The organism is Pedobacter sp. AK013, assembly GCF_014205835.1.
Classification (GTDB): domain Bacteria; phylum Bacteroidota; class Bacteroidia; order Sphingobacteriales; family Sphingobacteriaceae; genus Pedobacter.
Map to the genome: position 1 here is coordinate 31,318 of NZ_JACHCQ010000030.1, position 24,790 is coordinate 56,107.

Below are 24,790 nucleotides of genomic sequence, written 5' to 3' on the forward strand. Positions count from 1 at the left end.
AATTTTAATATTACCTTGCCACAGTTGATGCAAGTTCTTGAGTTCGGTTCCAATTGCCAAAAGCTTTTTTAACTGAAGCTTTGGCCGTATTTAATTCAACATCTCCTGCAATGGTTAAAAATGTTTTGTCAGGAGAAATCTGACTATAAAAATTTTTAACATCGGCCAAGGTTAATGCGCTAATCGAATTTTCATTTACCGTTTGGTCATAATCGTAATCTTGTAGTTTTATACTGGCCATTAATTTAGCTTTCGCTGTATTAAAAGTTTTTTGATCGAAGCTTGCATTTTGAATTACAGAAGCCATTGTTGACAGGTCTTTTTCAAGATCAGCATTTAATGTAGCCAACTTACCGCTGTTATCTTTAAAGCTAATATTTGAATTTTTATTTAAGTTTTCGTTTAAAACTGCATTCAACAACTCCACAATGCCATCTTTTTTGCCCTCAAAGGCCTTAGTATCTAATGTAAAGCTAGAATATGCCTTTGGCGAACGGTCATTTTCAGAAATAATGATATTCATGCCGTTTTTAAGTTTATAGCTAACAGGTTCCTTAAAATTTTGAGCTTTTGCACTGTAAATTGATAAAATACTTAATGCTGCAAGTGCAATTGTTTTAATTTTGTTCATTTTATTTTTTTTAATTTTTTACGATTGTGATTTTTGTTTAATACTATAAAATCTACTTATTTGTGTTTATTTCGACTATATCTAGTCTTTAGGGAGGTGAAAAACCTAGACGAATAGGGAATACGCGCTTTGAAAAATGGAAAATATTTTTTGCAAATATAAGATTTATTCATTTTGTTCATTATTTATTTGTGAAAATATTTCTATAGTTATGCTTGGTTTTATTTGTAATGATATCTGATAATGAATTGTTTAATGGTTTGATGATCGTGTAATTGCCAGGTGTATAGTTAGCCACCATTAAAGGTCGATCCAACTTTGAAATTGATCAATGAACGCGAAAGTGCAGACGAAGCGCATCGAAATTTAGCTTTTCGGAGATTATGAAAAACTAAAACGTATGGCGCAAAATGCTTTCAGCCATTTCTGTAATGGCTAAAGTGCCTAAACTAAATGTGAATCTGTAATCTATTGATGATGAGGGTAATGCTAGATTAATATGGGTATCGGTTAGAATTGATTACCATGACATGCAAAATTGTTAAAGAAAAAGCATTGGTGTTTTTAGAGTAATAACCTGCACTTTTTCTTTATCAAAGGGTTCACCATTGATGGGCAAATTTTCAGGAGGCATACAGATGATCTGATGCTGATTTTAAACTGATATCTTCAATAAAATCTTTTATTTCTCTTATTGTTTCTTCTGGTTCGCTAATGTGCGGAAAATGCCCCGTAGCTTTCATGACAACCAAAAAATTCTCAGGTGTATTTTTATGGATAAATTCGCCCGCTGATAAGGGAGCCATAATATCGTTCGAACTTTGCAGGGTAAGGCTTGGCACTTCAAGGTTTTTTAATTTGTCTCTATAATCGGCCTTAAAGGTGGCCATTGCAAAGGCCAGGGCCACGCTTGGGTCGGTAGCCTCAAAACATTCCTGTAAAAAATCAGCCAATTCGGGTTTTAAAGGGCTATTCATCACCACTGGTGCCAATTGTTTGCTCCAGGCTACATAATCATCTGCTATATGCTCAAATATAGTTTCAATGTCTCCTATATTAAATCCACCGATATAATCACGATCATTTAAATATCTTGGCGAAGGACCAATAAAAACTAGTTTTTTAAATACTTCTGGCATCTGTAATGCGGCAATCATGCCAATCATGCTGCTTACCGAGTGTCCAACAAATATAATGTTGTTCAAATCAAGCGCTTCTACGATATCGATTATATCGCAGGCATATCCTTCCAGTGTAGCATATTTTCGCTGGTCGTATTGGCTTAGGTCTGAATCACCCGAGCCCACATAATCAAATAGTATCACCTTATAATCTTTAAGAAAAGCGTCAGTAATAAATTTCCAAGAACTTTGCGCACAGCCGAAGCCGTGGGCAAATACGATTACCTGACTACCTTCGCCAAGGATTTTTACGTTATTTCTAAGGAGTATAGGGTGCAAAATGTTTGATTTTAATTTTATATCAAATTAAGCAATGTTATTTATTTTTTTAAAATAAAATAAGTAATGAACAAAATGCATTACTACCTGCATGCTGTTTTATACTTAATTATTATCTTGCATTACATCTTACTAAAACGATTAAGTTTAATGAAAAATAGTATTTCTATATTATTGATAATATGCTTTTCAGCATTTTACGCGCAAAGCCAGGTAAGCCTAAAAGCATTTAAAACCAACGGTACTACTGTTTTTTTCAATCAAAAAGAACTCGTGCTTACCTGGCCTGTTGGTAAAGGAGCCTTTGGTAAAGCAATTTTAGACCTCGATCGTAGCAAACCATTGTTTAAAAGTTTGTTGTTAGGAAAGCCAGGAGCCTTAAAAGAAGTTGCTGCCTATCTCGACCCTGCATTTGTGCTGAGAATAGGTAAACGCACCTTAAGTTCAAACAGTGGAGGCTGGGATGTCTTTTTTGATCGGGTTCCAACAAGGCCATATACCACAGATGTTGTAAAGTTCGTAAAGGGTGCAACCAGTGTTTCTACGAGAGGCTCACAAACCGTGGTACGGATAAGTGGCGTTCAATGCGAAACATTTAGTGGTGCTTTGGAAATAACATTTTACAATGGAAGCCCTTTGTTTAATGTAGCTGCTGTGGTAGCTACTCCAAAAGATTCAACTGCTATTTTATACGATGCCGGATTGATAAGCAAAAAAGAGACCTGGGCTAGTGTGGCCTGGTCTGATGTAAAAGGAAATCTTCAGCGAGAAAAGGCAGCTAAATCAGATCCGGCTAGAAATTTGGAAGTAAAATACCGCACCGTTATCGGTGAAAATACAGGCGGAAGTTTGGCCGTTTTTCCTGCTCCACACCAATATTTTTACCCCTTAGATGAGGCTTTTAACCTTAAATTTACCTGGAAAGGGAACAACTACTTAAATCTGATCCGCGGTTTTGGTATCGGTATCCGTCAAGATCCTTTGGGAGATAAACGTTATGTGCCTTGGTTTAATGCACCCCCAAATACCCAACAGCGCCTTAATTTTTTCTGTTTATTGAGTACTGGAAAAGCAGATACAGCCTTAGAAGAGGTTAAAAGGTTTACGCATAACGATACTTATGTGCCGTTGGCGGGTTATAAAACTATGGCCAGCCATTTCCATAATGAGTTTATTTCGGATGTGGTATTGAGCGGAAAACCTGTTCCGGAAAAGCCCGAATTTGTGGAGGTATTGAAAAAGGCAGGTCTGAATATTGTTAAGCTTGCCGAATTCCACGGACCTGGACATCCTAAAGGACCAGATTCTGTTCGTTTAAAAGAATTAGATGCCTTATTTAAACAGACCAAAAGGTTATCTGATCCTAATTTTTTATTGTTGCCGGGAGAAGAAGCGAATAATTTTTATGGCGGACATTGGCTGGCATTTTTTCCTAAACCAATTTATTGGATTATGTCGAGAAAAAGCGACCTGTCTTTCGAAACCAACGACCCGAAATATGGTAAAGTTTACCGCGTTAATGATAAAGCGGAAATGCTTAAATTATTGGAACAAGAACAAGGCTTGGCCTGGACAGCGCATGCCCGAACAAAAGCTTCAACCGGTTATCCGGATAAATATAAAGATGAAGACTTTTTTAAATCGGAAACCTTTTTGGGGGCAGCATGGAAAGCGATTCCAGGCGATCTTTCTTTACCAACTTTAAGTAAAAGAGTACTAAATCTGATGGACGATATGGCCAATTGGGGCTTGAAGAAGCACATTATTTCTGAGGCTGATATCTTTACCATTACGGAGCAAAATGAAATGTATGCGCATTTGAACGTGAATTATTTACAGCTGGATAAAGTACCTAACTATGGCGATGGCTGGCAGCCAGTTTTAGATGTTATGCGAAAGGGAAAGTTTTTTGTGTCTACTGGTGAGGTACTGATTCCGAGTTTTAATGTTAATGGAAAAGGCGCAGGAGAGACTTTGAAGATTGGTAATAGCGGAAAAGCAAAGATAAATATGCAGCTCAACTGGACATTCCCTTTAAGTTTTGTCGAAATTGTATCGGGTGATGGAGCAAAGGTTTACCGAAACCGTATTAATTTGAATGCCACTAAGGCCTTTGGTAAAAAGGATTTCAGTTGGCTAGTAAATTTAAAAGGCCGGCATTGGGTAAGGGTAGAAGCATGGGATATTGCCACTAATGGCGCTTTTACACAAATGGTTTGGCTGGAATAATGGTTATGCTGGAAATCGTCATTTCGAAAGGAGTGCAACGCAGACTAGAAATCTGTCTCTGTAGATCTCTTTCGAAAATTAGGGATTGCGCTTCAGTTGAGATGACGATATGATCAGATTCTTCACTGCGTTCAGAATGACAGCTGTTTTCAAAATAATACTATACCGCATCATCCTTAAACTTTCTAATAGCGAGATAAAAAAAGGTAATAGAATATAAACCCGCTAACAATCCTGCACATACAGCAGATGGGGTAATCCCGAAATCGTGGTTTTTAGGGAATGAGAAGTGTAGTGCAAGCATCAGGGCAAATACAGCCAAAATACTATACAAGCCATTTAATCCTGCTTTTTTCAATATAAAAGGGTAGCCTGTGATTTTTTCGTCTACCTTGTAATTTATAGCACCCGAATGCTGCAGTTCTTTTATTTTCTTTAAAATATCGAGTGTAATCATAAACGGTAGCAATAACGACATGGGCAATAAAAACCTGGCCAAATTTTGCTCACCACTAAATAAGTGTACCGAATTTTGTGCTTTAAAAGCAAAATAAGGCACTACAGTATTTAATACCGTATTTGGAATAAGGTGTAAAAGCAGGTTTTTGCGCACAAATTTCCGCCAATTCGAAATCTTTGTCTGCTCGTCATACTCCACGTAATCAGACATTGGCCAACTCATTTAAATTTTCCTTAATCAATTCTATCGCTCTGTCTTTTATCTGCCAGGCTTCAAATTCCCGAAGGAACGATTCGTTCGACATAAAAGAGAAATCCAGCTGGCTGTTAAAAGTGCTGCATACTAAAGTGTTGGCGTTTTTCCATGGGAAAGCAACCGTAGGACTATAAATAGTTTCGATAGAAAAATGCTGATAATCCTTCGGGATGTTTAAAAGCCCCATGTTGCTGAGTGTAACATCGTGTGTGCCTTTCGTTGTTTTCAAAAAGCCAATCATTTTATTTACCGATGAATGGAAATACTCGCTCATGTTTAACAAGTCGTGAACTTTCATTTCTGCTACTTTTGCTTCCAGGTCGGTTTTTAAGCTTCTGGTTTTTGTCCAGAAATCATTTTCGCCTTGCGTTAGTTTTAACTCTATAATAGGTGCAAAGGCAAACATGGTATCTTGTTTTATGGACTCTACAAACCGCCTGATATCAACCGGACAGATCACTTTGCCATGGGCTTTGCTGCCTAGTACGTGTTTAAAAGCCTCCATAAAGGCCACACAGATGGCGGCATGTACAGTTGTGTTTTCTTCCTTACATTTAATTAATAGGTTTTTGGTATCCTCTGCATTGATTTTCCAATGAACAGCATAATTGCTTCGGTTTACGTTACGATTGGAAGTAGCTTTAAAAAAGAAAAATAAACGACCAAGCGCTGCAAAAACTTTCCCTTTAAAATGGGTTGCTTTAGTGATCTTAAAATCGTCTGGTAACAGATCCTGAACGGAAAGAAATGAGCGGTAGGATGCTAATTCTTGTTCAGGATTATCAATCAAGGTCATTAGCTCACGCATTAAATTTAATATCGTAGTCCCATCACAGATACAGTGTGGAAGCACGAGTAAAAGATCTGATTCGGTTTCGCCTTTTAACCATACTAACCTTGCTAACGGTTCGTTCAGGGCATCGAAAAGTTTGTGCCACTCTATTTTTGATTGTGCTAACCAATCCTCATCAGTTAAACGATCAATAGTTCTAACAGGTATTTTACTGATGTTTTCATTCAGTACGAAATAGGGTGTTTTGCCTGTAGCATCAATGTTCATCTGTAATAACGGATGTTTCTGCTGGATTTTATGCAATGCTTTGTGCAAGTTATCCTCACTGATTTTACCTGAAATTTTAGCGCCGAAAACACAATTTAATGGTGTTTTGGCATCTACATGCATTATTCTTTCTCCTAAAATTAATCTTCTTTTCATGCAGTAGCTGTTAAAATTTCAATTGGTTTTTCAACTTGTTCTTTAAGGATAGCTATTACTTTTTCTTTTATGGCCTCTGCTTCTACAAAAGGAACATAACCTTCGCTGGCCACAAAAGTGAAGTCCATTTGACTGCGGTAAGTAGAGGCAATCATGGTGGTCGTATTACCCAATGGGCCCATTACCGAAGGACTGAATATGGTTTCTACCTCAAAGTTTTGATATTGGTACTCGATGTCTATTTTGCCTAAGTTTGAAAACATACAATCGTTACTTGATTTTCCATACTTTAAGAAATTGGTGAAGTTTTTTAAGGCCGGGTGGCATGCTTCCATCATCATCATTAAACTATATGGATTTAGCTTGGCCGATTTATCGTTTACGTCCTTTTGCAATGCTTTAACATTGTTTAAAAAATCCTTTTCTGGTAATAAAGAGAGCACAATCATTAATCCAAAAGCAAAAATGTGGTCTTTTTTAATAATAGGATTAAAGTTCCGGATATCGACCGGAAGTGATATCTTATTAAATGCTTTTTCTTTCCTTACCGCTTTAAACGCCGTTAAGACGGCTGCACTTAGGAGCGTATTTACTGTAAACTGATTGGCTTTGCAAAACTGGATGATCTGTTTAGTGAAATCCTGATCGAATTTCCAACGGAGCATAAAATCTTTCTTACGTTCAACAGCTATTTTTTTGATGGGGATAATCCAAAGCGCTAATGTGGCAATTTTGCCGATCAGTCCGTTTTTGGTCCGATTGCGGTAACTGTTCAATACTTTTTTAGGAATCACATCCTTTACACCCATAATTGGAATTTCTTTGCCAATATCGGTATCGGGGTTATCCAAAAGCTGAAGCAATTCTGTTAGAATAGAAAGTGCCGAAGTACCATCGCAAAGGCAATGATGGTATACCATCAAGAATTCTGATACCTCATTACCTTTAATCCATGTAATGCGGCAAAGTGGTGCCATTGAAGCATCAAAAACGGTTTTCCATTCATAGGTAGATTCTTCCTCCCAATGTTCATCACTTAACCTGTCTACAATACGGATGGGGATTCTAAAATTTTCGGTAAGATTGGTTACAAACCAAGGCCTTTTATCTTCGTCAAAACGTATTGCGGCGGTTAACCAGGGGTGTTTTTTTTGGATTTTGAATAAGGCAAACCTTAAATCATCTTCCTTAATTTCTCCTCTGATCTTGAAAGGTATAACAATGTTAAACGGGCTTTTCCCATCCCCGTATAACATCCTTTCGCCAAATAACAGTTTTCTTTTCATTTTTTAGTATTATTCTGAGTTGTCAATCTTTCTAGTAAACTGGCCATGAAAGTTGACAACTCTTAAAGTTAGGTTCATGCGTTCCGTCAAGCTTGCGATTAGTTTAGTCGATTCGTCATCCTGAATTTATTTCAGGATCTTAATAGCAGGAAAGATGAAACGAGTTCAGCATGACGACCGTCCTTCGTGACCTTATTGTGAAAGTTGACAACTCAACATTAAGCCGTTTCCACAGTTTGCGCTGTTTTTGCAAAATCTTCCAACAATTGTACAGCCTTATCGTTACCGCCAGCTGCGATGAATGTTTCTTTTATTTTTTGCGCGGCTTGGCGATATTTCGGATTTTCTAAAAGCTCAAAAACGGTATTTCTTAAATCGCTAATGCGTAAACGTTTGTAACGGATACTTACCCCACAACCTGCCTGTTCAATTAATTTTGCAGTGTGAAAATGGTCGTAAGCAATAGGGGTAATCAACATGGGTAAACCATTGGTGAAAGTATCGTTTACTGTATTGAAACCGCCGTGACAGATTACGGCATCCATATGCGGCATCAGTTCTGATTGTGGCACAAAACCATTTACAATAAAGTTATCAGGCCATTTTTCGAAAATATCAGGATTGGTTGCGGCTACAATGGTTACAGGTTCGTTTTCGAAGGCGGTAATCAGTTTCTGGAAAAATTCCTTACGGATATCAACCAATAAAGTACCCAGCGATACAAATATTTTAGGTGTGGTAACCTGACTTAACCTTTCCCAATCGAATGGGGCTAAATTTGGCCTGCCTTTTACCGGACCTACAAAATGCATATGCGGTGGTTTTTCTTCAAACCCTGCAAAGGCCTGTGAAGTGAAAACCATATTTAACTGGTGAGAATGGATGTGGATATCGTCACTATAGATGCCCACTTCTCTTTGTAAACCTTTAATCAGATTCTGCTGCCACTCGAATATTTTAGGCGCGCTATTTGCCGTATCGCCCATCACATCCGGCGGTACAGGAGTAGTGGTAACCGAGGGCATGTCTTTTAAATGTGCACTTAAAGCGCCTGCAAAGGTAATACAGTCGTTAATAATTACATTAGGTTTCCAGGCATCAACAAAATTGTTCAAGCCTTTCATCATCATTTTGGCAAAAGGCACATAGGTTTCTTCGAGCGCAAGTTTCATCACTTCTGGACCAGAACAGGCAGGGCCATCATCCTGGCGTTTTAAAATGCGTTGTATTTCATCAGCATATTCAGCCAAATCTTCTTCGGGATAAATAAATTCGCCACCTTCTGGCAAATGTACCTGTGCAAGAGGGGTAATACCTAACCATTTTACCTCATGGCCTCGGGCCAATAAACTGGCGCCAATGCTTAGTGTTGGACTAATATGACCGAAAAAGGGTGGGACAACGAAAAGGAATTTTGACATAATGTAGAATTTAACTGATGAATACGTTTGATGTTTTGTTGCTTAATGTTTCCAGTAAATCGGCGGCACTTTCTGTTCCACCGGCCTCGATAAAGGATTTTTTAATCTGTTCTGCGGCGATTTTATAACTATCGTTCTGCAACACTTTGTTTACCGCTTCTTTAAGATGGCTGGCTTTAAAACGGTTAAAATTTAAGCGTTCTCCAGCACCAACCCTAAAAACGCGTCCGGCAACATGGCTTTGATCGTAGGCAATCGGAATAACCACCATAGGCAGGCCATTCATTAGGGTTTCGCAAACGGTATTGTGCCCACCATGGCAAACTACGGCATCAAGGTGCGGTAAAAGTTCCAATTGCGGTACCTGGCGCTGTACTGTAAAATTAGCAGGCCATGCTTCAAATAAAGTGGGATCGGAAACCACCACCACATGGAGGTCTTCATTTGCAAAAGCTTCGATCACCTTGGCAAAAAAGGCCTTTTTATGTTCGTGATCGAAGGTGGTACCAATGCTCACCAATATTTTAGGTTGGCTGGTATGAAATGCTTCCCATCGAAAAGGAATAGCAGTTTTGCGGCGGTTAAAAACAGGGCCTACAAATTTAAAATGTTCCGGTAAATCCATTTCCCCGAAAAAATTGCGGGAGGTGAATACCAGCGTGGCCAGATCGGAGCAGGCAATAGAACTGCTTGCCGTAATGCCAAATTCTTTTTGCAGCTCCACAATCTGATTCACTTCCCATTCGTGTACTTTCGGTAATTCATCCATTACTTTTATAGCAGCTGGAGCAGTAACAGAAGTAACATAAGGGTAATTTTTGTTGGTTGCTGCAATGGCACCCGCAAACATCTGATGATCGGTAATCACCAGATCAGGCTTAAACTGACCGAGTAGATCGGCAATGCCTTCGTAACTGTGCCTGTTTAAGGGGATCAGTACCTCCTCGTACAGGAATTTGATACTATCAATGCCGTAAACAATCTTTTTGGTGATGATATCGAGGTATTTTTCTGAATCTTTTTTTTGCTGGTCGTTCTGGTCGTAACTGATTGCGAGTAACTCGCCGCCCTCAGGAAGTTTATCGCCCAGCGATTGATCTAAAGTAACCCATGCTACACGGTGGCCTCTATCCAGTAAAGCTGCACCCATGCTTAAAGTTGGGTTGATATGGCCGGTAAGGGGAGGAACTACAAATACGAATTTTGCCATCTGTGTTTAGTTTTATGTTTCCTGGAAAAAGTTTAATAATGATTCTGCAATAACTAGTGGTTGCTGGATGGGGATATTATGATTTCCGGGTATAGCAATTAACGAAGCATTTTCAATTAATCCGTCTAATTGTTTGCCTGCATTAAGGCAATTGGAATCGGTACCATAAAGCAATAGTGTGCTCTTTTTTATAGTTTCAATTGCCTGACTGCCAAAAAAATCTTTTTCAAGCACCATATCTGTTTTAATCGACGTTTGATAAAAGAGGTACTCGTACATACGGTGGTTACGTTCCATTTGTCTTTTACCCATTTTCACTTTGGTGGTATCGGTAAAATTTTCGACGTAATGCTCCAAAAACTCGCGGCTGTACTCATCAATAATGCCCCTTGTTTTATCATCGTTCGGATCCGGTGCTTCTATTACCGCAAGCTTGTTGATCTGCTCTGGAAAACGGATCGCCATTTTTAAGGCAATCAATCCACCGAAACTATAACCGCCTAAATGCACCTGCTGTAAGTTTAATGCCTCCATTAATGCCAAAAGATCGTTGGTCATGCTTTGCAGATCGTAACCTGTTAATGCCTTTTCGCTCATGCCATGGCTTTTTAGATCATATAGTACTACATGATATTTTGTGGCCAGAAGCGGTGCAATATTAAAATAATAGACAGACAGGTTACTGAACATCCCGTGAACCAGGATGATGGTTTCAGCAGCTTCTTTATTGAGCTCCTGAACGTGAACCGATTTGCCGTTTACTGTTATGATTGGCATTCTTCGATATAAGAGATGATCATACCTAAGTTTAAGTTGATCAGCTGATCTAAATCCATTGAAGATAACCAGCCAGTAAAATCAATCTGATCACCGAAGTGTGCTTTGATTTTTTCGGAAAAGGATACAATTTCGATGCTATCCATTTCCAGATCTTTGGTGAAAGAACTTTCTGGTGTGATATCCATTTCTTCAACAAATTCTTCGCCGATTACTTCGGTGATAAATTGTTTCATGAGGTCGAAAATTTCTTCGCTGCTTAATTTTGTAGTTATAGTGTCCATCCGATGATATAGTTTTTATGTTTGATTGTTTTGATTGTGATGTTGTTGATGCGTAATTCTTCGCCGTTAATTTCTTCAACGGTATAAGCTTTTGGGTTACCCTGTAAACCTTTGCCCAGGTATTTTCCGTAAGCTTCTTTGGCCACCCAAAAACGGGTTGCCCATTCTATTTTATCTCTATTTTGGAGCAGGGCTATTTCATGGTCGTTAAAAACAAGATCAAAGAAACCCGCGCTCCGTTCTTCAATATGTTCGATATCGATGCCAACCGATTCGTTAAAACGCGCTATACCAACGGCATCAGTTCCCTTATGTGCAATGGAGATATTGATATTATCTGTTAAACCACCTTTAACATAAGGTTTGCGGTATTCATCCGAATAAATTTCAAAAGTGATGGGATAACAGGCCTGGTTTTTCTGTGTATTTAATAAATTCCGTACAGCATCTTTTGCGGCTACTCGGCTGATCATCCAGGTTCTTCTTTTATTCGGTAGTAAGTTATTGTGGTGTTTTTTCTCGGTCTGGTTAAAATATCTTTTCAGAATAAAATCCCATGATACCACACGCGAATATGCGTTGCCAAAAAGAAAAACACCAGGTGCAACTTCTTCTGATAAACGGTTATGGAGCGGCGACATTGAAACGTTCCAGAGCGGTTCATCAATCTCAAGTCTGCGGTTTTGCCAACCGGTGATGATGAGCCAGGTAATGCCATCTCTTTTCATCACGATATCTGCAGTGGCAAATTCATCGTTAATTTCAGTGAGTACACAGGTACATTCGAATTGTCCTTTCTGATCGGCCATATCGCCAAAGAATTCTATTTCCTGAATTTTAACCGGGAAAGCAATCCTATCTTTTTCTAAAGTGAGCTGTAGCCATAAACCAAACAGTTGACCTGCATTATCGAGTAATGAGCCCTTTCCACCTGCTGCTTCAATGATGCCTGTAATTCCTTTTTGGCCAACGGCTATCAGTTTTTTAATGCCTTGGTAATCTGGTCCGTGGAACATGTGCGCATCGTAAATCTGTGCAGAAGTACGGTCGATATCCAATAATTTCCCAATGTCGAAAGTTCTGTTTGGAGCAGCATTTAGCTGTGTTGCCAACTGTACTTCTGCATTGGCAAAACGCTCCAGATTGAGGTAAACCTTTTGCTCGTCTTTCCATTCGCCAGTTACAATTTCCTGGAATGGTTTAACCACGTTCATCCATTGTAATACGCGCATGTTTAAGATTTTCTGTACCTTTTCTTCTGGCGATTGTGCATTAGCTATTTCGGCAAATACTTCAAAAATCATGGTCATCGGGATTACTGGATCCATATCTTCAACCGTTGGCCATCCTTTTGGTTGCCTTAATAGCGAGTGATCGATAAGGTAAGGACAGTTATCCAGGCTTACATCAAGTTTTTGGCTAAAAGGTTGTCTGATCGGTTTTATTGGTTTAGCAGGTGCCCAATTGCTTGGCCGGTCAATCTGAAATGCAGCATTTTCGAACAAATCGATCATTTCACTCTGCATGTTGATCATTTCCATTACATTCTCATTAAAAGCCTGTAAAACCGGATGTTTTGCCTCAACCAAAGTTTTGGGTTGTACAGGCTGAGCTTGTTTAATGGTTAAGCCCTTAAGCGTTTGCAGGTTATGGATAATCGGTGAACCCAATTCGAGCTTGATCCCTTTGTTTTTTTGTGGAGGATTTGATTTGATATTGCCCAAATAACTTAGGCCGATTTCTTTTCCTTCGATAAAAAGCGCAGCCAAAACCCTTTGTAACTGCGTAATACCCGAACGGATCGGCACATTGGCACTAATGGTACTAAAATCTTTCCCTTTCAGTGTATCGTCAATAAAACCAACTAAGCCGCCCGAACCCACCTGGATAAATACGCGTGCACCCTCAGCATATAGTTTTTCGGTAAGCTCACGGAAACGCACTGGTTTAATCAGGTGTTCGGCACTTAACTGGCGGATGGCTTCAAAGCCTTCAGGGTAAGTTTCTAAAGTAGTTGCCGACCAAAGCGGAGTAGTGGTTTTCCGGAACTGCATATCCTGCATGCCTTCGAGGATCAAGCCCAGTTTATCGGCCACAAATGGAGAGTGGAAACCCGATTGGAATGGCAGAATCTGATGAAAAATCTGTTTTACCTTCAATATGGGAACCAATTCATCCAATGCAGTTTTACTGCCACAGAGGATTACCTGTTGCGGGCAGTTATCGTTTGAAAGGTATAAATCGGGAATGCTTTCTAAAATTGGCTGAAGCGTATCTAAACCACAACCCACAGCAATAAAGCGCGAGTCTTTCAATTCAAAAGTTTTGGGATTGAGTACACTCAGTAAATTCATTACGGAACTTTCTTCTGCTAATTCCGAAGATCTTGCCGCAAGCCATTCGCCAAGGCTGTGGCCCGCGTTCATATCAGATTTAATGCCCAATTGTTTTAAAGCCTGATCTAAAACACTGCTTTTGTTCAGTATGTTGAGTGCTTCGCTTAAAAGGCCATCCTGTTTTTCGTTTTCGTCGATACTAATGTTGAAATAATCGGCTACTGATTTAATTTCGCCGCCAGCAAGTCCGTCTAAACCCGGAAAAACAAAGGCTATTTTACCATCATTTGCCAATAATGGCGCATTGGTGTACCAGATGTCCTGTTTATTTCTCCAAGGAGAATTTTTAGCTACAATTTTTAAAGCTTTTTTGATTCTTTCAGGACTAGGGTTAAACAATACCAAACGGAAATTTCCATTCCCAATGCTATAATCGCCGTTTTCGAGCGATTGGATCAAAGCCTTCTGACTTGGTCTCGCAATCACCAATACCTCATCTTTTTTTGGAGCATCGTAAGCAGTTAACACCACATGTGCGTTGATGCCACCAAAGCCAAATGCATTTACAGCAGCCAGTTTAGGCAAACCCGATTGGTTCCAGTCTATCGCTTTTTGTACGGCAGAAAAACGGGTTTCGGCAAGTTGTGCTACAGGCTCTTCGCAATGTAAGGTAGGAGGGATAATGCCGTGATATAAAGCCAGACTAGATTTTATTAAACCGGCAATACCTGCTGCTGGCATAGCATGGCCGATATTCGATTTTACAGAACCAATACCTGCTTTTGGCAGATCGGCATCCTGACCGAAAAATTGCTTTAAGGTTTCTACCTCTGTTTTATCGCCTAGTGGTGTACCGGTACCGTGGGCTTCTAAATAGCCAATATTTTTGCTTTCTAGTTCTGCATTTTTCCAGGCTTCGGAAATGGCTTTCAACTGGCCTTTGACCGATGGACTCATTACGCTGGTTCCACTGCCATCGCTGCTAATACCTACACCTTTAATTACGGAATAGATTTTATCCTGATCCCTGATGGCATCTTCGAGGCGTTTAAGTACCACAAAACCACAACCCTCGCCAATAATCAATCCATCAGCGTTTTGATCGAAGGGTTTTATTTTTTCCTGTTTGGATAAAGCACCAAGTTGGGAGAATATACTCCAAAAAGCAACATTCTGACCTAAATGTACACCGCCAGCAATAATCATATCACAGCGGCCACTATTTAGCTCCTGCACGCCATGATCTACCGCAATAAGTGAACTGGCACAGGCTGCATCTAAAGTAAAAGCGAGTCCGCCCAAATTAAGTCGATTAGCGACTAACGATGCCACTAAATTAGGAATCAGCCCCATTGCCGTATCGGCACTAAAGCGGCCTTTACGCAATTGGAATTCGTGTTTTACCTTTTCAATTTCAGCTTCGGTAAGTTGTGGCATCAAATCTTTCAATACACTCGAAATCTGTTCGCCTGTACGTACAATTTCAATCGCACGGGTTGCACCCGGACCTACATAATTGCCTTTTCCGATAATGATCCCTGTTTTATCGAGTGAATATTTTTTTTCAAATACAGCTGCATCTTCCAGTGCCTGATGAACCAGATCTAAGGTTAACAGATGATCTGGTTCTGTACCTTCAACTGCCAAAGGCAAAATCCCAAACCGCTGTGGATCGAATTGATGATCGGGGATAAAGCCACCACGGTTGCAATAAAAACGATCAACACCACCCAAATTTTTGTCGAAATGCACGGGATCAATCCGATCGGCCGGAACCTGCTGTGTAGCATCTACCCGGTTTATAATATTTTCCCAAAAGGTCTGCATATCTTTCGCGCCCGGAAAAATGCATGACATTCCAATAATTGCTACATCGCTTTTCTTCATTCTGTTCGCTTAGGGGATCTTTATAATCTTTAGTTCTAGTAATAAAAGGTTCGTCATTGCGAGGCACTAAGCAATCCTAAAGCGTTCTCTAGTAGCGATAGTTGTAAGATTGCTTCGTCGGCTGAAAAAGCCTTCTCGCAATGACGACCATTGGTTAAAAATATCGACATCGATCTTTCTATGTCCAGGTATTTCCAGCCATAATCAATACCTGGCTTTCTTTACCATATTTAAGTTCGTTCAGGAAAGTTTCCATTCCATCCTGTAAAGGGATCAAGGCAATTCCCCTGCGTTGGTACTCTTTTTCTAATGTTGGCGAAACCATGCCAGCACCTTTCCAAGGTCCCCAGTTAATCGCCATTACCTTACCTTGAATCTTCTGTTTTAAGGCCCAGGCATATTTGTCCATCACGCTGTTTGCTGCAGCATAATCAGTTTGTCCGCGGTTCCCATAAACAGAAGCAATGCTCGAGAAAAGGATTACAAACTGGGTTTCAGGCCTTAATTGTTCAGCCAATACCCTTAATGGGGTTACTTTGGTATCGAAAACACGCCCAAATGATTCGGAGGTTTTACTGCTGAATAGTTTATCTTCTAATAAGCCTGCACCATGTACTACACCATCAATCCGGCCATAGTCTTCGTAAACCTGGTTGATTAAACGGGTTAAGGCACCTTCATCTTTAAGGTCTAATGATTCATAAACCACAGTAGAACCACCTTCTTCTAAAGTTGCAATGCAACGTAAAATCTGATTGTTTTTATAAATTCTGTTGGTTTCCTGTTCTATTTCTGCAGGTTTTTTAATCTCACTATGTTTAATTAGGTATTGTCTGATCTCATCTTTGGTTTTCAATGCAGCGCTTGCTTCGTTTGCAGAAGCAATTGGATTTGCAGAGCGGCCAACCAAAATATACCTGCAAGGGTAATCTTTTGCAAAATGGATCATCAGTTCGGCGGTAATGCCTTGTGCACCACCTAAAACCATTACTACTGCATCTTTATCCAAATGGATGTGTGCATCCGTTTCGGTACTTAAAGGTTGCGGTACCAGTTCCATAATATGCCTTTTATGGTCATTGTAAATAATCTCTGAAGGTTTATCCGGATTCAGGATTTCGTTTAAGGTAATGTTAGTGATTTCATCCGGCGACATCTTCGTTTCGAGACTGATGAAACGGCATTTGGTATGTTCGTATTCGCGGTCTAAACTTTTAAAGAAACCAGAGTAACCTTGATAATTTCTCAAGAAAGAAATATCAGATTGATCGTTAAAATATTGTTTGGTATCCGCAATCAGGTACACCCATTTTACAGTATCAAAATTTAGTTTTTTAATGGTAGCGAAATGATCAAGGATACCCACTTTTTGCTGTGCTTCGAACATATTCAAAATAATAAGGCCCTGGTAACCATCCAGTGAATCTTCAAAACTCACCAGATCGGCAATGGCACCATGTTTTTCCAACACTTTCTTTATTTTGATCGCCTGTCCGCCACCATCATCGGTTAAGGCAAAACGCTGTCCTTTTAGAATGGCTGCTTCGGTAATGGTAAGTGCAGCAGGAGTTAGCTCAAATCTTAAACGGGATAATTTTTCTTTAACCGTTTGATCATCGATGCTCTCCTCAATAAGCTTTTTTGCTTCGGTAAGCACCTCCGAGCTCTCTGCTTCAACATCTGCAATCCAGTTAACCAGTGCATTTAAGGTTTTGATCGCCGCCAATTTTTCCATTAAATCATCAGCTTGGTCGCTTTGTGTACCGAAACCGATCTTTTCTTTAAGTGAGGCAATAATTTCCATTCTTTTGATCGAATCGATACTTAAATCAGCTTCAAGATCCAAATCCATGCCCAACATTTCTTTAGGATAACCTGTTTTTTCGCTCACTACATCAAGAATAGCCGATTTTAACTGGTCGATAGAAAATTTAGTCTGTTCAGGTTGGCCTGTTGGCGTTGCTACCGGAGCAGGGGCACTAACAGTTTTTGGCTGTTCGGTATTTTCAGTAATCCAGTTTACCAGGCTGCTTAATGTTTTTAGCCCTGCAAGCTGCTCCATAATTTTATCTTCTGGAAGATTCAGTTGAGAAAAACCACCCAGTTCGGTACGTAGAGCACCAATAATTTCGACACGTTTGATCGAATCGATACTTAAGTCGGCCTCCAGATCCATTTCCATGCCCAACATTTCCTGTGGATAGCCGGTTTTATCGCTCACGATCTGCAACAACACCAATTTTAAATCTTTTTGTGCAGCTATTGGTGTTATTACCTCAATCTGTGGTATTTCCTGTTTTACTGTGATCTGATTTTCGGTACGAAGCGGTTGAGGCGTCTGATATGATGTTAAAGGCTGATTAATGATTTGTGTAGATATCGCAGGCGCCTGTCCTAAAAAGGAAAGCATTACATCACGTTGTGCCTGGATCAGCATTTTCATGCTGTGCAGGTACTCCTGCATCATCAAGTCTTTGGCTGAGCTGTTAACCTGTTGATTTTCATTTAGTGTAGAGGTGTTATTCATAAGGATAATCGGTTTAGTAATAGGGGATGCACCATTTGCCGGAAGTTTACCCGTTGATGGAACAGCATGCTGACCATTTACGTACCAAATGGCCGGACTTTTTTTGTAAATTGAGGGTTCGTTGAGATTGATGATTTTAACGGAACGACCTTCGAATAATTTTTCGAGTTTGATTTCGCGGCCTGTAGCCATGTAACCAGCTAGTGTACCCAGCAAATTGCTGAGTTTGTTCTGACCTTGATCTTCTGTGTGTAAAATCACTTCGTCTTTGCCGATGCATGATTTGGTTAAACCACTTAGTACCTTGCCAGGGCCAACTTCTACGAAAACCCTGGCTCCGGTAGCATACATATCCCTTAGCTCATCGACAAAAAGGACAGGTTTTATCAAATGGTCGGTCAAACGTTCTTTAACTGCGGCCGCTTCAGTTGGATACTCTTTTGCAGTGGTGTTAGACCATACCGGAATTTTTAGATCGTTAAAGGTTACACCTGAAAGCACTTGTTGGTAAAGCTGTTTCGATTTGGCCACTAATGGACTATGGAAAGCACAGGCTACTTCAAGTGGTCGGAAAGATACTTTGGCTTCTTTTAAAACTGCAGCCAACTGGCCGATAGCTGCTGTACTGCCCGCAATAACACATTGCGTTGGTGCATTAAAGTTTACCGGATAAATGTCGGCAATATTGTCAAGGTATTGTGCAAGGTCTTCTTGTTTTGCACTTACGGCAATCATAGTACCCGGATCGCCATTTTCTACGGCATTCAAAATAGATTGTGCCCGTTCTGCGCTCAGGTGAACCAAAGCTTCTTCTTCAAAAGCACCAGCAAAACAAAGTGCGGGCAATTCGCCGTAACTATGGCCAGCAACCATATCGGGCACAATGCCCAATGATTTTAAGAAGTTAGCAATAGCCAGATCAACAATACCCAATAATGGTTGTGCCATGCGGGTATCTTTTATGCGTTCCTTTTGTGCTTTTGCATCCGCTTCGTTAAACACGGTATTGGGGAAAAGGATTTTTTCGTATTCTGGGTAAGCTTTCAATAGTTTTCTCATTTCTGGAAAAACCACGAAAAGATCTCTAGCCATGTTTATGCGCTGGCTGCCTTGACCAGGAAACATAAAGGCAACTTTACCCTCCTGTTTTTGGGTAAGGTAAGTATCTTTACTTTCTACGCCAGATAAAACAAGGTCGATTTTCATCACCAGATCCTCCGCGTGGTTGGCAACGATGCTCAATTGAACAGGTTTGGTATCTGCAGTTGCTAAACTATAAGCAATATCTTTCAATTCGATCTGATCGTTCAGTTCTAACAGGTTTTTTACAGCGATTACACGTGTTTTAGCCTCCTCATAGGTGTTGCCCCTAAAAACGAAAAGTTCAGATGGCCACGATTTTAAGATCGAATTTTTGTTTTCTACATTTTGGGCACTTTCTAATACCGCATGGAAGTTTGTTCCGCCAAAGCCAAAGGCACTTACGCCAGCATAACGTTTTTCTTCCATCCATAAACCAGCTTCGGTATGGAAAGCGAAAGGGCTGGTTTGTGCATTATAAAAGCTGTTAGGGGTTTTTAAGTTAATTGTAGGTGGTTTAATGCCATGGTAAACCGATAATGATGCTTTGATTAATCCTGCAATACCTGCGGCACATTTGGTATGGCCTATCTGTGTTTTTACAGAGCCTAAATGTGTTTGTCCGACGGTTGCACCCGATTGGTTGAGCATATCGGTTAATGCACTGATTTCTGTTTTATCGCCCACTACAGTACCTGTACCATGTGCTTCTACCAAACCGATCAAAGAAGGTGTTATCCCAGCCTGACTATAAGCTCTTTCTAATGCATTTACCTGTCCGTTTTTGCGAGGCGCAGTTAAACCAAGGCTTTTGCCGTCGCTCGATCCGCCAACACCTTTAATAATAGAATAAATGGTGTCACCATCGCGTAAAGCATCGTCATATCTTTTTAATACGATCATGGCTATACCTTCGCCAAGTGCAATTCCATCTGCCTCGGTATCAAAAGTGGCGCATCTTCCTTTTTTAGAGAGAGCGTGTGTACTCGAGAACATGAGGTAATCGTTAATGCCATTGTGCAAATCTGCTCCTCCGGCCAAAACCATATCCGATTTCTCTAAAAATAACTCTTGGCAGGCCAGATCGATTGCAGCAAGTGAAGAAGCACAAGCCGCATCAACGGTGTAATTTCTACCGCCCAGGTTTAGCCTGTTGGTAATCCTACCCGAAATTACATTAGCCAAAATACCGGGGAAAGAATCTTCGGTTGTTTTTGGTAAGGCAGCATCTACTTCAGCTGGCATATCGCCAAATATCTGTTTGTAATAGCCCCTAAAACTGTAACTGTTGGCGAGGTCATTTCCACCTTCGGCACCAATAATTACCGAAACATTTTCATTGTCTACGCCACCATCAGCATAACCTGCATGCTGCATGGCCTGCTTGGCCACCATTAAGGTTAGCAGTTGGGTGGGCTCTATAGCCGCAAGCGATTGCGGTGGAATACCAAATTCTAAAGGATCAAAATCTATTCTTGGTATAAAACCGCCCCATTTAGAGTGCGACATATCGCCATCAGTAGAATCAGGATTATAATATAGTTCTTTGTTCCATCTTTCATCCGGTACCTCAGTTACCGAATCCTTACCTAATATAATGTTGCGCCAGTATTCTTCAAGGTTTTTAGCACCAGGGAAGATACAAGCCATACCCACAATGGCCACATCAAGGGCTTTTGCTTTGTTAACGGGAGGTGTAGGAAGTGCGGCGTTTAAAATATGCGAATAATTATTGTTAGCTACATCCTGGTGAAGATCGAGCAAAGACATTACTTCTTTATGCATAGGTGCAATCTGACCGATCATATACATGCCCAGATCAGTTTGTTCAGTTTCGTCGATTTTTACCAGTTCGTCGCCACGTCTTTCTATTCCTTTTGCAGCAATACGCAGGCGACCAACATTTAATGTTTCCAGTTTGGCCCAGATTTCTTTTTTATCCATTCCCTCAGCCTGTAATTTCTTTTTTTCTTCGTTAAAGAAAGTGGCAAATGAAGAGTTTAAACACCTGGTTTCATGCCCGGGAGCAGTTTCGAGCAGAACGGTTTCGTTTGCCTGCATAGCTTCCTGTTGGAATTTATCTAAAATAGCACCTGTACTAACAGCTTCTTTGGTGTATAAATAGGCTGTGCCCATTAAAACACCGATTTTCATTCCTTTAGCGGCCAAAGGAGCAGCCATTACAGAGATAAAGGCCGTAGAAAAAGCATCGTGGATTCCGCCTGCAAAGAAAACACTAATGCTTTCCGGATTTTCTTCCTTTAACAAACGTTCGATCTGTTTTTCCCACAATACCATGCTAGATAGTGGGCCAACGTGACCGCCACATTCCCTTCCTTCGAATACAAATCGTTTGGCACCTTCTTTTAAAAACATATCTAAAAGAGAAGCAGAAGGTACATGCAGAAAGGTTTTGATGCCTGCTTTTTCAAAAGGTTTAGCCTGAGAAGGCCTTCCACCAGCAATTAACAGAACAGGAGGTTTTGCATTTAAGATATATTCCTGTTGTTCATCCCTAAGCTCTTGTGGTGCAAAACCTAAAATACCTACGCCCCAGGTTTTTTCACCTGCCAATTTTTTGGTTTCATCAATCAGGCTTTTTGCCGATGCTCCTTTTAATAAGGATAAGGCTATAAATGATAAGGCCCCAGCTTCCGAAACGGCATCAGCAAATGGAGCAACATCGCTTACCCTGGTCATAGGCCCCTGCGCAATAGGATAGGTGATATTTAAATCTTTGGCCAGCGAATTGTTTGCCTTTATTACATTGATGGCCTTGGCTTGTTTTAAATGTCCATATATGGCCTCTTTTATTCCAAAAACCAGCTTGTCGAGCTTTTTGTATTTAGTTACCAGATCAATAGATAAGGTAATATCCTGGCCCATTGGAAGATAGTTTGTTTCCAGGTCGTAACCGCTAAAGTATTTTTGAAGACCATTATAATCTATATCTTCTGCCAATACCGGCGAATTAGGACGGGCCAGTATGCGGTAGTTATCAATCAGTTTGGTTTCTGTTCCACTTAGCTTGCCACAAACAGTTTTTAAATCTTCAGGAGCCGAACATTCTGGAAATAAGGTGAGTTGGCTATCTAAAATGATTCCCGCTGCGCCTTGTGCCATTAAAGAGGCTGCGGTGTGAATACCCACACCCCCCTGAACCCAAACCGGAATGGTAGTAATTTCTTTAATAATCCGCTGAAAAAGAACAAAAGACGATTCGTATGCTACGCGGCCAGCACCTTCATTTCCTTTTACTACTATCCCGTCAGCCCCATTTTTTTGTGCTACCAATGCTGACTGAAGGTCGTAAACCTGATAGATAATTTTTGCGGTTGTTTTACGTTTTAGCACGAAATCATAAGGTGCAATAACTAAACTTACCTGTGCTGGAAGATCAATATTTGCTAATTCTGCTGAATTGATGCTTACACCGAAATCTGATATGCCTACTTCTATGAGGGCTTGAAGGGCTTTTTCAGCTTCATTTTTACTATGTCCAAGACTGAGAACCGGAAAGCAATCTGCTTTTTGTAAATTGGAAACCAATCTACTGTCTGGGATTTCGAAGGGAGTTGCTCCAATAATGGCGTATTTGTTCATGGCTTTAGATTTTGATTCTAATCTTCTGTTTGGTGGATGATTTAAGTGAGGCATAATGGTTCTTTATGCTCACCGTAATACGCAATAACACAGGTTTTTAGCGCTGCAATTAATGTGTATGATTAATTAGACTAATATACGACTTGATTAAGTCAAATTGTTTCAAAAATTTATAAATGAATGAACTGAACAGGCGATTGAAAAGTACCTTATCTTTTCATTAAAAAATGAATTTTATGAACAAAATTCTTATTAATTTTTTCAATTATGCTTCTTAATATGGGTTATTTTAATTTCATATACAAAAGAAGCGGACTTACATTGGATTAATATTAATAATGGGTTAATTTATGAATTATTTTTTGTAATTGATTGATTTATTATGTTTTGTGTTGATTTTTTTTTATTTTTTTATTAAAAAAGCACCAGATTTTTATTTGTTTTAATCTGAAGAATAGTGTTTTTAATATTGTTTGATTGTATTTGTTTGTGTCGATGGTTTTTAATTTAAAATTGTTAAAATTTTATTAGTATTCTAAATTACTTTATTGTGTATGTTTAATTAGTATTAAATATTGTGTGCTTGTTATTTTTGTATTTCAGAAGAAAGCATTTTAAAATAGAAAAGGCTTAAATTTTAAATCAACTGTTCGTTGTCCGTTTAAATGGAAATTGTTTTTATATATTTGTATTATAAACGTCTATTTGACGTTTAATTAACCAGATTTCAAATTTTATGAGAAAATGGTCTGAATGAATAAGACTGTTGAAACAGACCGTGCAGCAAATCCAAACCATATGAGTATTAAAAAGTTTATTAAACCATTTATTTTCCTTGGTTTAATAGTCAATCTATCGCAGGCACAGGAAAGAAATAACTACAAATTCGATTTCGGACCAGGACAGATTACCAAAGGCTATACACAGATTTTACCTAAAGATGCTTACAGTAAAGAAAAAGGCTATGGCTTTGATTTTGATTCGAAAGTTGAAGGTGTAAATTATGAAGCGAAGAATCTTTTAACCTCAGGTCTGGTTAAAAGTAATAAACCATTTTATTTTTCGGTTGTAGTTCCTGAAGGTAATTATAAAGTTGTGGTAACACTTGGCGATCCGAAGGGGGCAACCTTAACTACGGTAAAAGCCGAATCGAGAAGGTTGATGCTCGAAGATGTGAAAACCAGTGCAGGGCAGTCGCTAACAAAAACGTTTATTGTAAATGTTAAAGATAAACACATTGCTGGTGGCCAACTGGTTTCGTTAAAACCACGAGAGCTTACCAAGCTCGATTGGGATGACAAACTGACTTTGGAATTTGACCACCAAACGGCGCTACAGGCACTCGAAATTACGAAGGTTGAAGATCAGGTTACTGTTTTCTTAGCCGGAAACTCAACTGTTGTGAACCAGGATGATGAGCCTTGGGCATCGTGGGGGCAAATGATCCCGCGGTTTTTTAAGCCAGGGGTTGCCATTGCCAATCATGCCGAATCGGGCCTAACATTAGGCTCGTTTTTGGGGAGCAAGCGATTAGCGAAGATTTTGAGTGTAATGAAGCCTGGTGATTATCTGTTTATCGAATTTGGACACAACGATCAAAAAGATAAAGGACCAGACGATGGCGCTTATAAATCTTATACCGAAAGATTAAAAACATTCATTTCGGAAGTGAAGAAAAAAGGTGGAATCCCTGTTGTGGTTACCTCAACCAGTAGAAGGTCTTTTGGCCCGGATGGAAAAATTGTAAACACTCTTGGCGATTTTCCGGATGCTGCACGTAAGGTTGCTGCCGAAGAAAAAGTGGCTTTAATTGATTTAAATGCTACGACATCAATTTTATTTAATGCGCTGGGTGAAGAACCATCGAAAAAAGCCTTTGTTCATTATCCAGCAAACAGTTATCCTGGTCAGGATAAAGCTTTGGCCGATAATACGCACTTTAATCCTTATGGCGCCTATGAAATTGCGCAATGTGTTATTCTGGGCATTAAAGAGCAGCAATTGGGAATTGCCAAATATTTGGTAAATGATCTACCAAAATTTGATCCTGCAAAACCAGATAACCCGTCAAATTGGCATTGGCCTGAAAGTCCGAAAAGTAGTGTAGTTAAACCAGATGGTAATTAAA

At 39.7% G+C, this 24,790-nt stretch carries 13 protein-coding genes; 2 read left to right on the forward strand and 11 right to left on the reverse strand.

Going from position 1 to position 24,790, the window contains the following annotated elements:
• Positions 1 to 10: 10 nt before the first annotated feature.
• Together HDC90_RS18755 and HDC90_RS18760 are read right to left on the reverse strand one after the other, a co-directional pair.
• Positions 11 to 631: an insulinase family protein gene (locus HDC90_RS18755; protein ID WP_184469114.1), complete on the reverse strand. Its 621-nt coding sequence runs from the start codon at positions 629 to 631 to the stop codon at positions 11 to 13.
• A gap of 623 nt (positions 632 to 1,254) precedes the next feature.
• On the reverse strand, positions 1,255 to 2,091 hold the full coding sequence (locus HDC90_RS18760) for an alpha/beta fold hydrolase (protein ID WP_184469116.1): 837 nt from the start codon (positions 2,089 to 2,091) through the stop codon (positions 1,255 to 1,257).
• 150 nt (positions 2,092 to 2,241) lie between these two features.
• Here HDC90_RS18760 and HDC90_RS18765 point away from each other — a divergent pair, with 150 nt between their 5' ends.
• Positions 2,242 to 4,320 (forward strand): hypothetical protein, encoded by a 2,079-nt coding sequence (locus HDC90_RS18765; RefSeq protein ID WP_184469118.1) that lies wholly within the window; start codon positions 2,242 to 2,244, stop codon positions 4,318 to 4,320.
• Between the two features lie 160 nt (positions 4,321 to 4,480).
• Here HDC90_RS18765 and HDC90_RS18770 read toward each other — a convergent pair whose 3' ends face one another.
• The 9 genes from HDC90_RS18770 to HDC90_RS18810 all read right to left on the reverse strand — a co-directional run bounded on the left by HDC90_RS18770 (position 4,481) and on the right by HDC90_RS18810 (position 22,662).
• A complete protein-coding gene (locus tag HDC90_RS18770; RefSeq protein ID WP_184469120.1) occupies positions 4,481 to 4,990 on the reverse strand; it encodes a hypothetical protein in 510 nt (169 codons plus the stop codon).
• Positions 4,983 to 6,251 (reverse strand): condensation domain-containing protein, encoded by a 1,269-nt coding sequence (locus tag HDC90_RS18775; RefSeq protein WP_184469122.1) that lies wholly within the window; start codon positions 6,249 to 6,251, stop codon positions 4,983 to 4,985. The genes HDC90_RS18770 and HDC90_RS18775 overlap by 8 nt, the downstream gene beginning before the upstream one ends.
• Positions 6,248 to 7,537 (reverse strand): condensation domain-containing protein, encoded by a 1,290-nt coding sequence (locus HDC90_RS18780; RefSeq protein WP_184469124.1) that lies wholly within the window; start codon positions 7,535 to 7,537, stop codon positions 6,248 to 6,250. Before HDC90_RS18780 ends, HDC90_RS18775 begins: the two co-directional genes overlap by 4 nt.
• A gap of 218 nt (positions 7,538 to 7,755) precedes the next feature.
• The gene (locus HDC90_RS18785) at positions 7,756 to 8,958 is read right to left on the reverse strand and encodes a glycosyltransferase (RefSeq protein ID WP_184469126.1); all 1,203 of its coding nucleotides are present in this window, start codon (positions 8,956 to 8,958) and stop codon (positions 7,756 to 7,758) included.
• Between the two features lie 10 nt (positions 8,959 to 8,968).
• Positions 8,969 to 10,168, reverse strand: coding sequence for a glycosyltransferase (locus HDC90_RS18790; RefSeq protein ID WP_184469128.1), 1,200 nt, complete (start codon positions 10,166 to 10,168; stop codon positions 8,969 to 8,971).
• Positions 10,169 to 10,180: 12 nt separating this feature from the next.
• On the reverse strand, positions 10,181 to 10,945 hold the full coding sequence (locus HDC90_RS18795) for an alpha/beta fold hydrolase (protein WP_184469130.1): 765 nt from the start codon (positions 10,943 to 10,945) through the stop codon (positions 10,181 to 10,183).
• Positions 10,933 to 11,229 (reverse strand): acyl carrier protein, encoded by a 297-nt coding sequence (locus HDC90_RS18800; RefSeq protein WP_184469132.1) that lies wholly within the window; start codon positions 11,227 to 11,229, stop codon positions 10,933 to 10,935. The genes HDC90_RS18795 and HDC90_RS18800 overlap by 13 nt, the downstream gene beginning before the upstream one ends.
• The gene (locus HDC90_RS18805; protein ID WP_184469134.1) at positions 11,217 to 15,452 is read right to left on the reverse strand and encodes a type I polyketide synthase; all 4,236 of its coding nucleotides are present in this window, start codon (positions 15,450 to 15,452) and stop codon (positions 11,217 to 11,219) included. Before HDC90_RS18805 ends, HDC90_RS18800 begins: the two co-directional genes overlap by 13 nt.
• Positions 15,453 to 15,630: 178 nt before the next feature.
• Entirely contained in the window at positions 15,631 to 22,662 is a 7,032-nt protein-coding gene (locus HDC90_RS18810) for a type I polyketide synthase (RefSeq protein ID WP_184469136.1), read from the reverse strand.
• A 753-nt stretch (positions 22,663 to 23,415) separates the two neighbouring features.
• Here HDC90_RS18810 and HDC90_RS18815 point away from each other — a divergent pair.
• A complete protein-coding gene (locus HDC90_RS18815; protein ID WP_255497751.1) occupies positions 23,416 to 24,789 on the forward strand; it encodes a rhamnogalacturonan acetylesterase in 1,374 nt (457 codons plus the stop codon).
• Position 24,790 lies beyond the last annotated feature (1 nt).

What these genes read in the sequence shown, in the direction of transcription:
- HDC90_RS18755 (WP_184469114.1), bottom strand. Translation starts at nt 631, where the DNA reads ATGAACAAAATTAAAACAATTGCACTTGCAGCATTAAGTATTTTATCA.
- HDC90_RS18765 (WP_184469118.1), top strand. Translation starts at nt 2,242, where the DNA reads ATGAAAAATAGTATTTCTATATTATTGATAATATGCTTTTCAGCATTT.
- HDC90_RS18770 (WP_184469120.1), bottom strand. Translation starts at nt 4,990, where the DNA reads ATGTCTGATTACGTGGAGTATGACGAGCAGACAAAGATTTCGAATTGG.
- HDC90_RS18775 (WP_184469122.1), bottom strand. Translation starts at nt 6,251, where the DNA reads ATGAAAAGAAGATTAATTTTAGGAGAAAGAATAATGCATGTAGATGCC.
- HDC90_RS18780 (WP_184469124.1), bottom strand. Translation starts at nt 7,537, where the DNA reads ATGAAAAGAAAACTGTTATTTGGCGAAAGGATGTTATACGGGGATGGG.
- HDC90_RS18785 (WP_184469126.1), bottom strand. Translation starts at nt 8,958, where the DNA reads ATGTCAAAATTCCTTTTCGTTGTCCCACCCTTTTTCGGTCATATTAGT.
- HDC90_RS18790 (WP_184469128.1), bottom strand. Translation starts at nt 10,168, where the DNA reads ATGGCAAAATTCGTATTTGTAGTTCCTCCCCTTACCGGCCATATCAAC.
- HDC90_RS18795 (WP_184469130.1), bottom strand. Translation starts at nt 10,945, where the DNA reads ATGCCAATCATAACAGTAAACGGCAAATCGGTTCACGTTCAGGAGCTC.
- HDC90_RS18800 (WP_184469132.1), bottom strand. Translation starts at nt 11,229, where the DNA reads ATGGACACTATAACTACAAAATTAAGCAGCGAAGAAATTTTCGACCTC.
- HDC90_RS18805 (WP_184469134.1), bottom strand. Translation starts at nt 15,452, where the DNA reads ATGAAGAAAAGCGATGTAGCAATTATTGGAATGTCATGCATTTTTCCG.
- HDC90_RS18810 (WP_184469136.1), bottom strand. Translation starts at nt 22,662, where the DNA reads ATGAACAAATACGCCATTATTGGAGCAACTCCCTTCGAAATCCCAGAC.
- HDC90_RS18815 (WP_255497751.1), top strand. Translation starts at nt 23,416, where the DNA reads ATGAATAAGACTGTTGAAACAGACCGTGCAGCAAATCCAAACCATATG.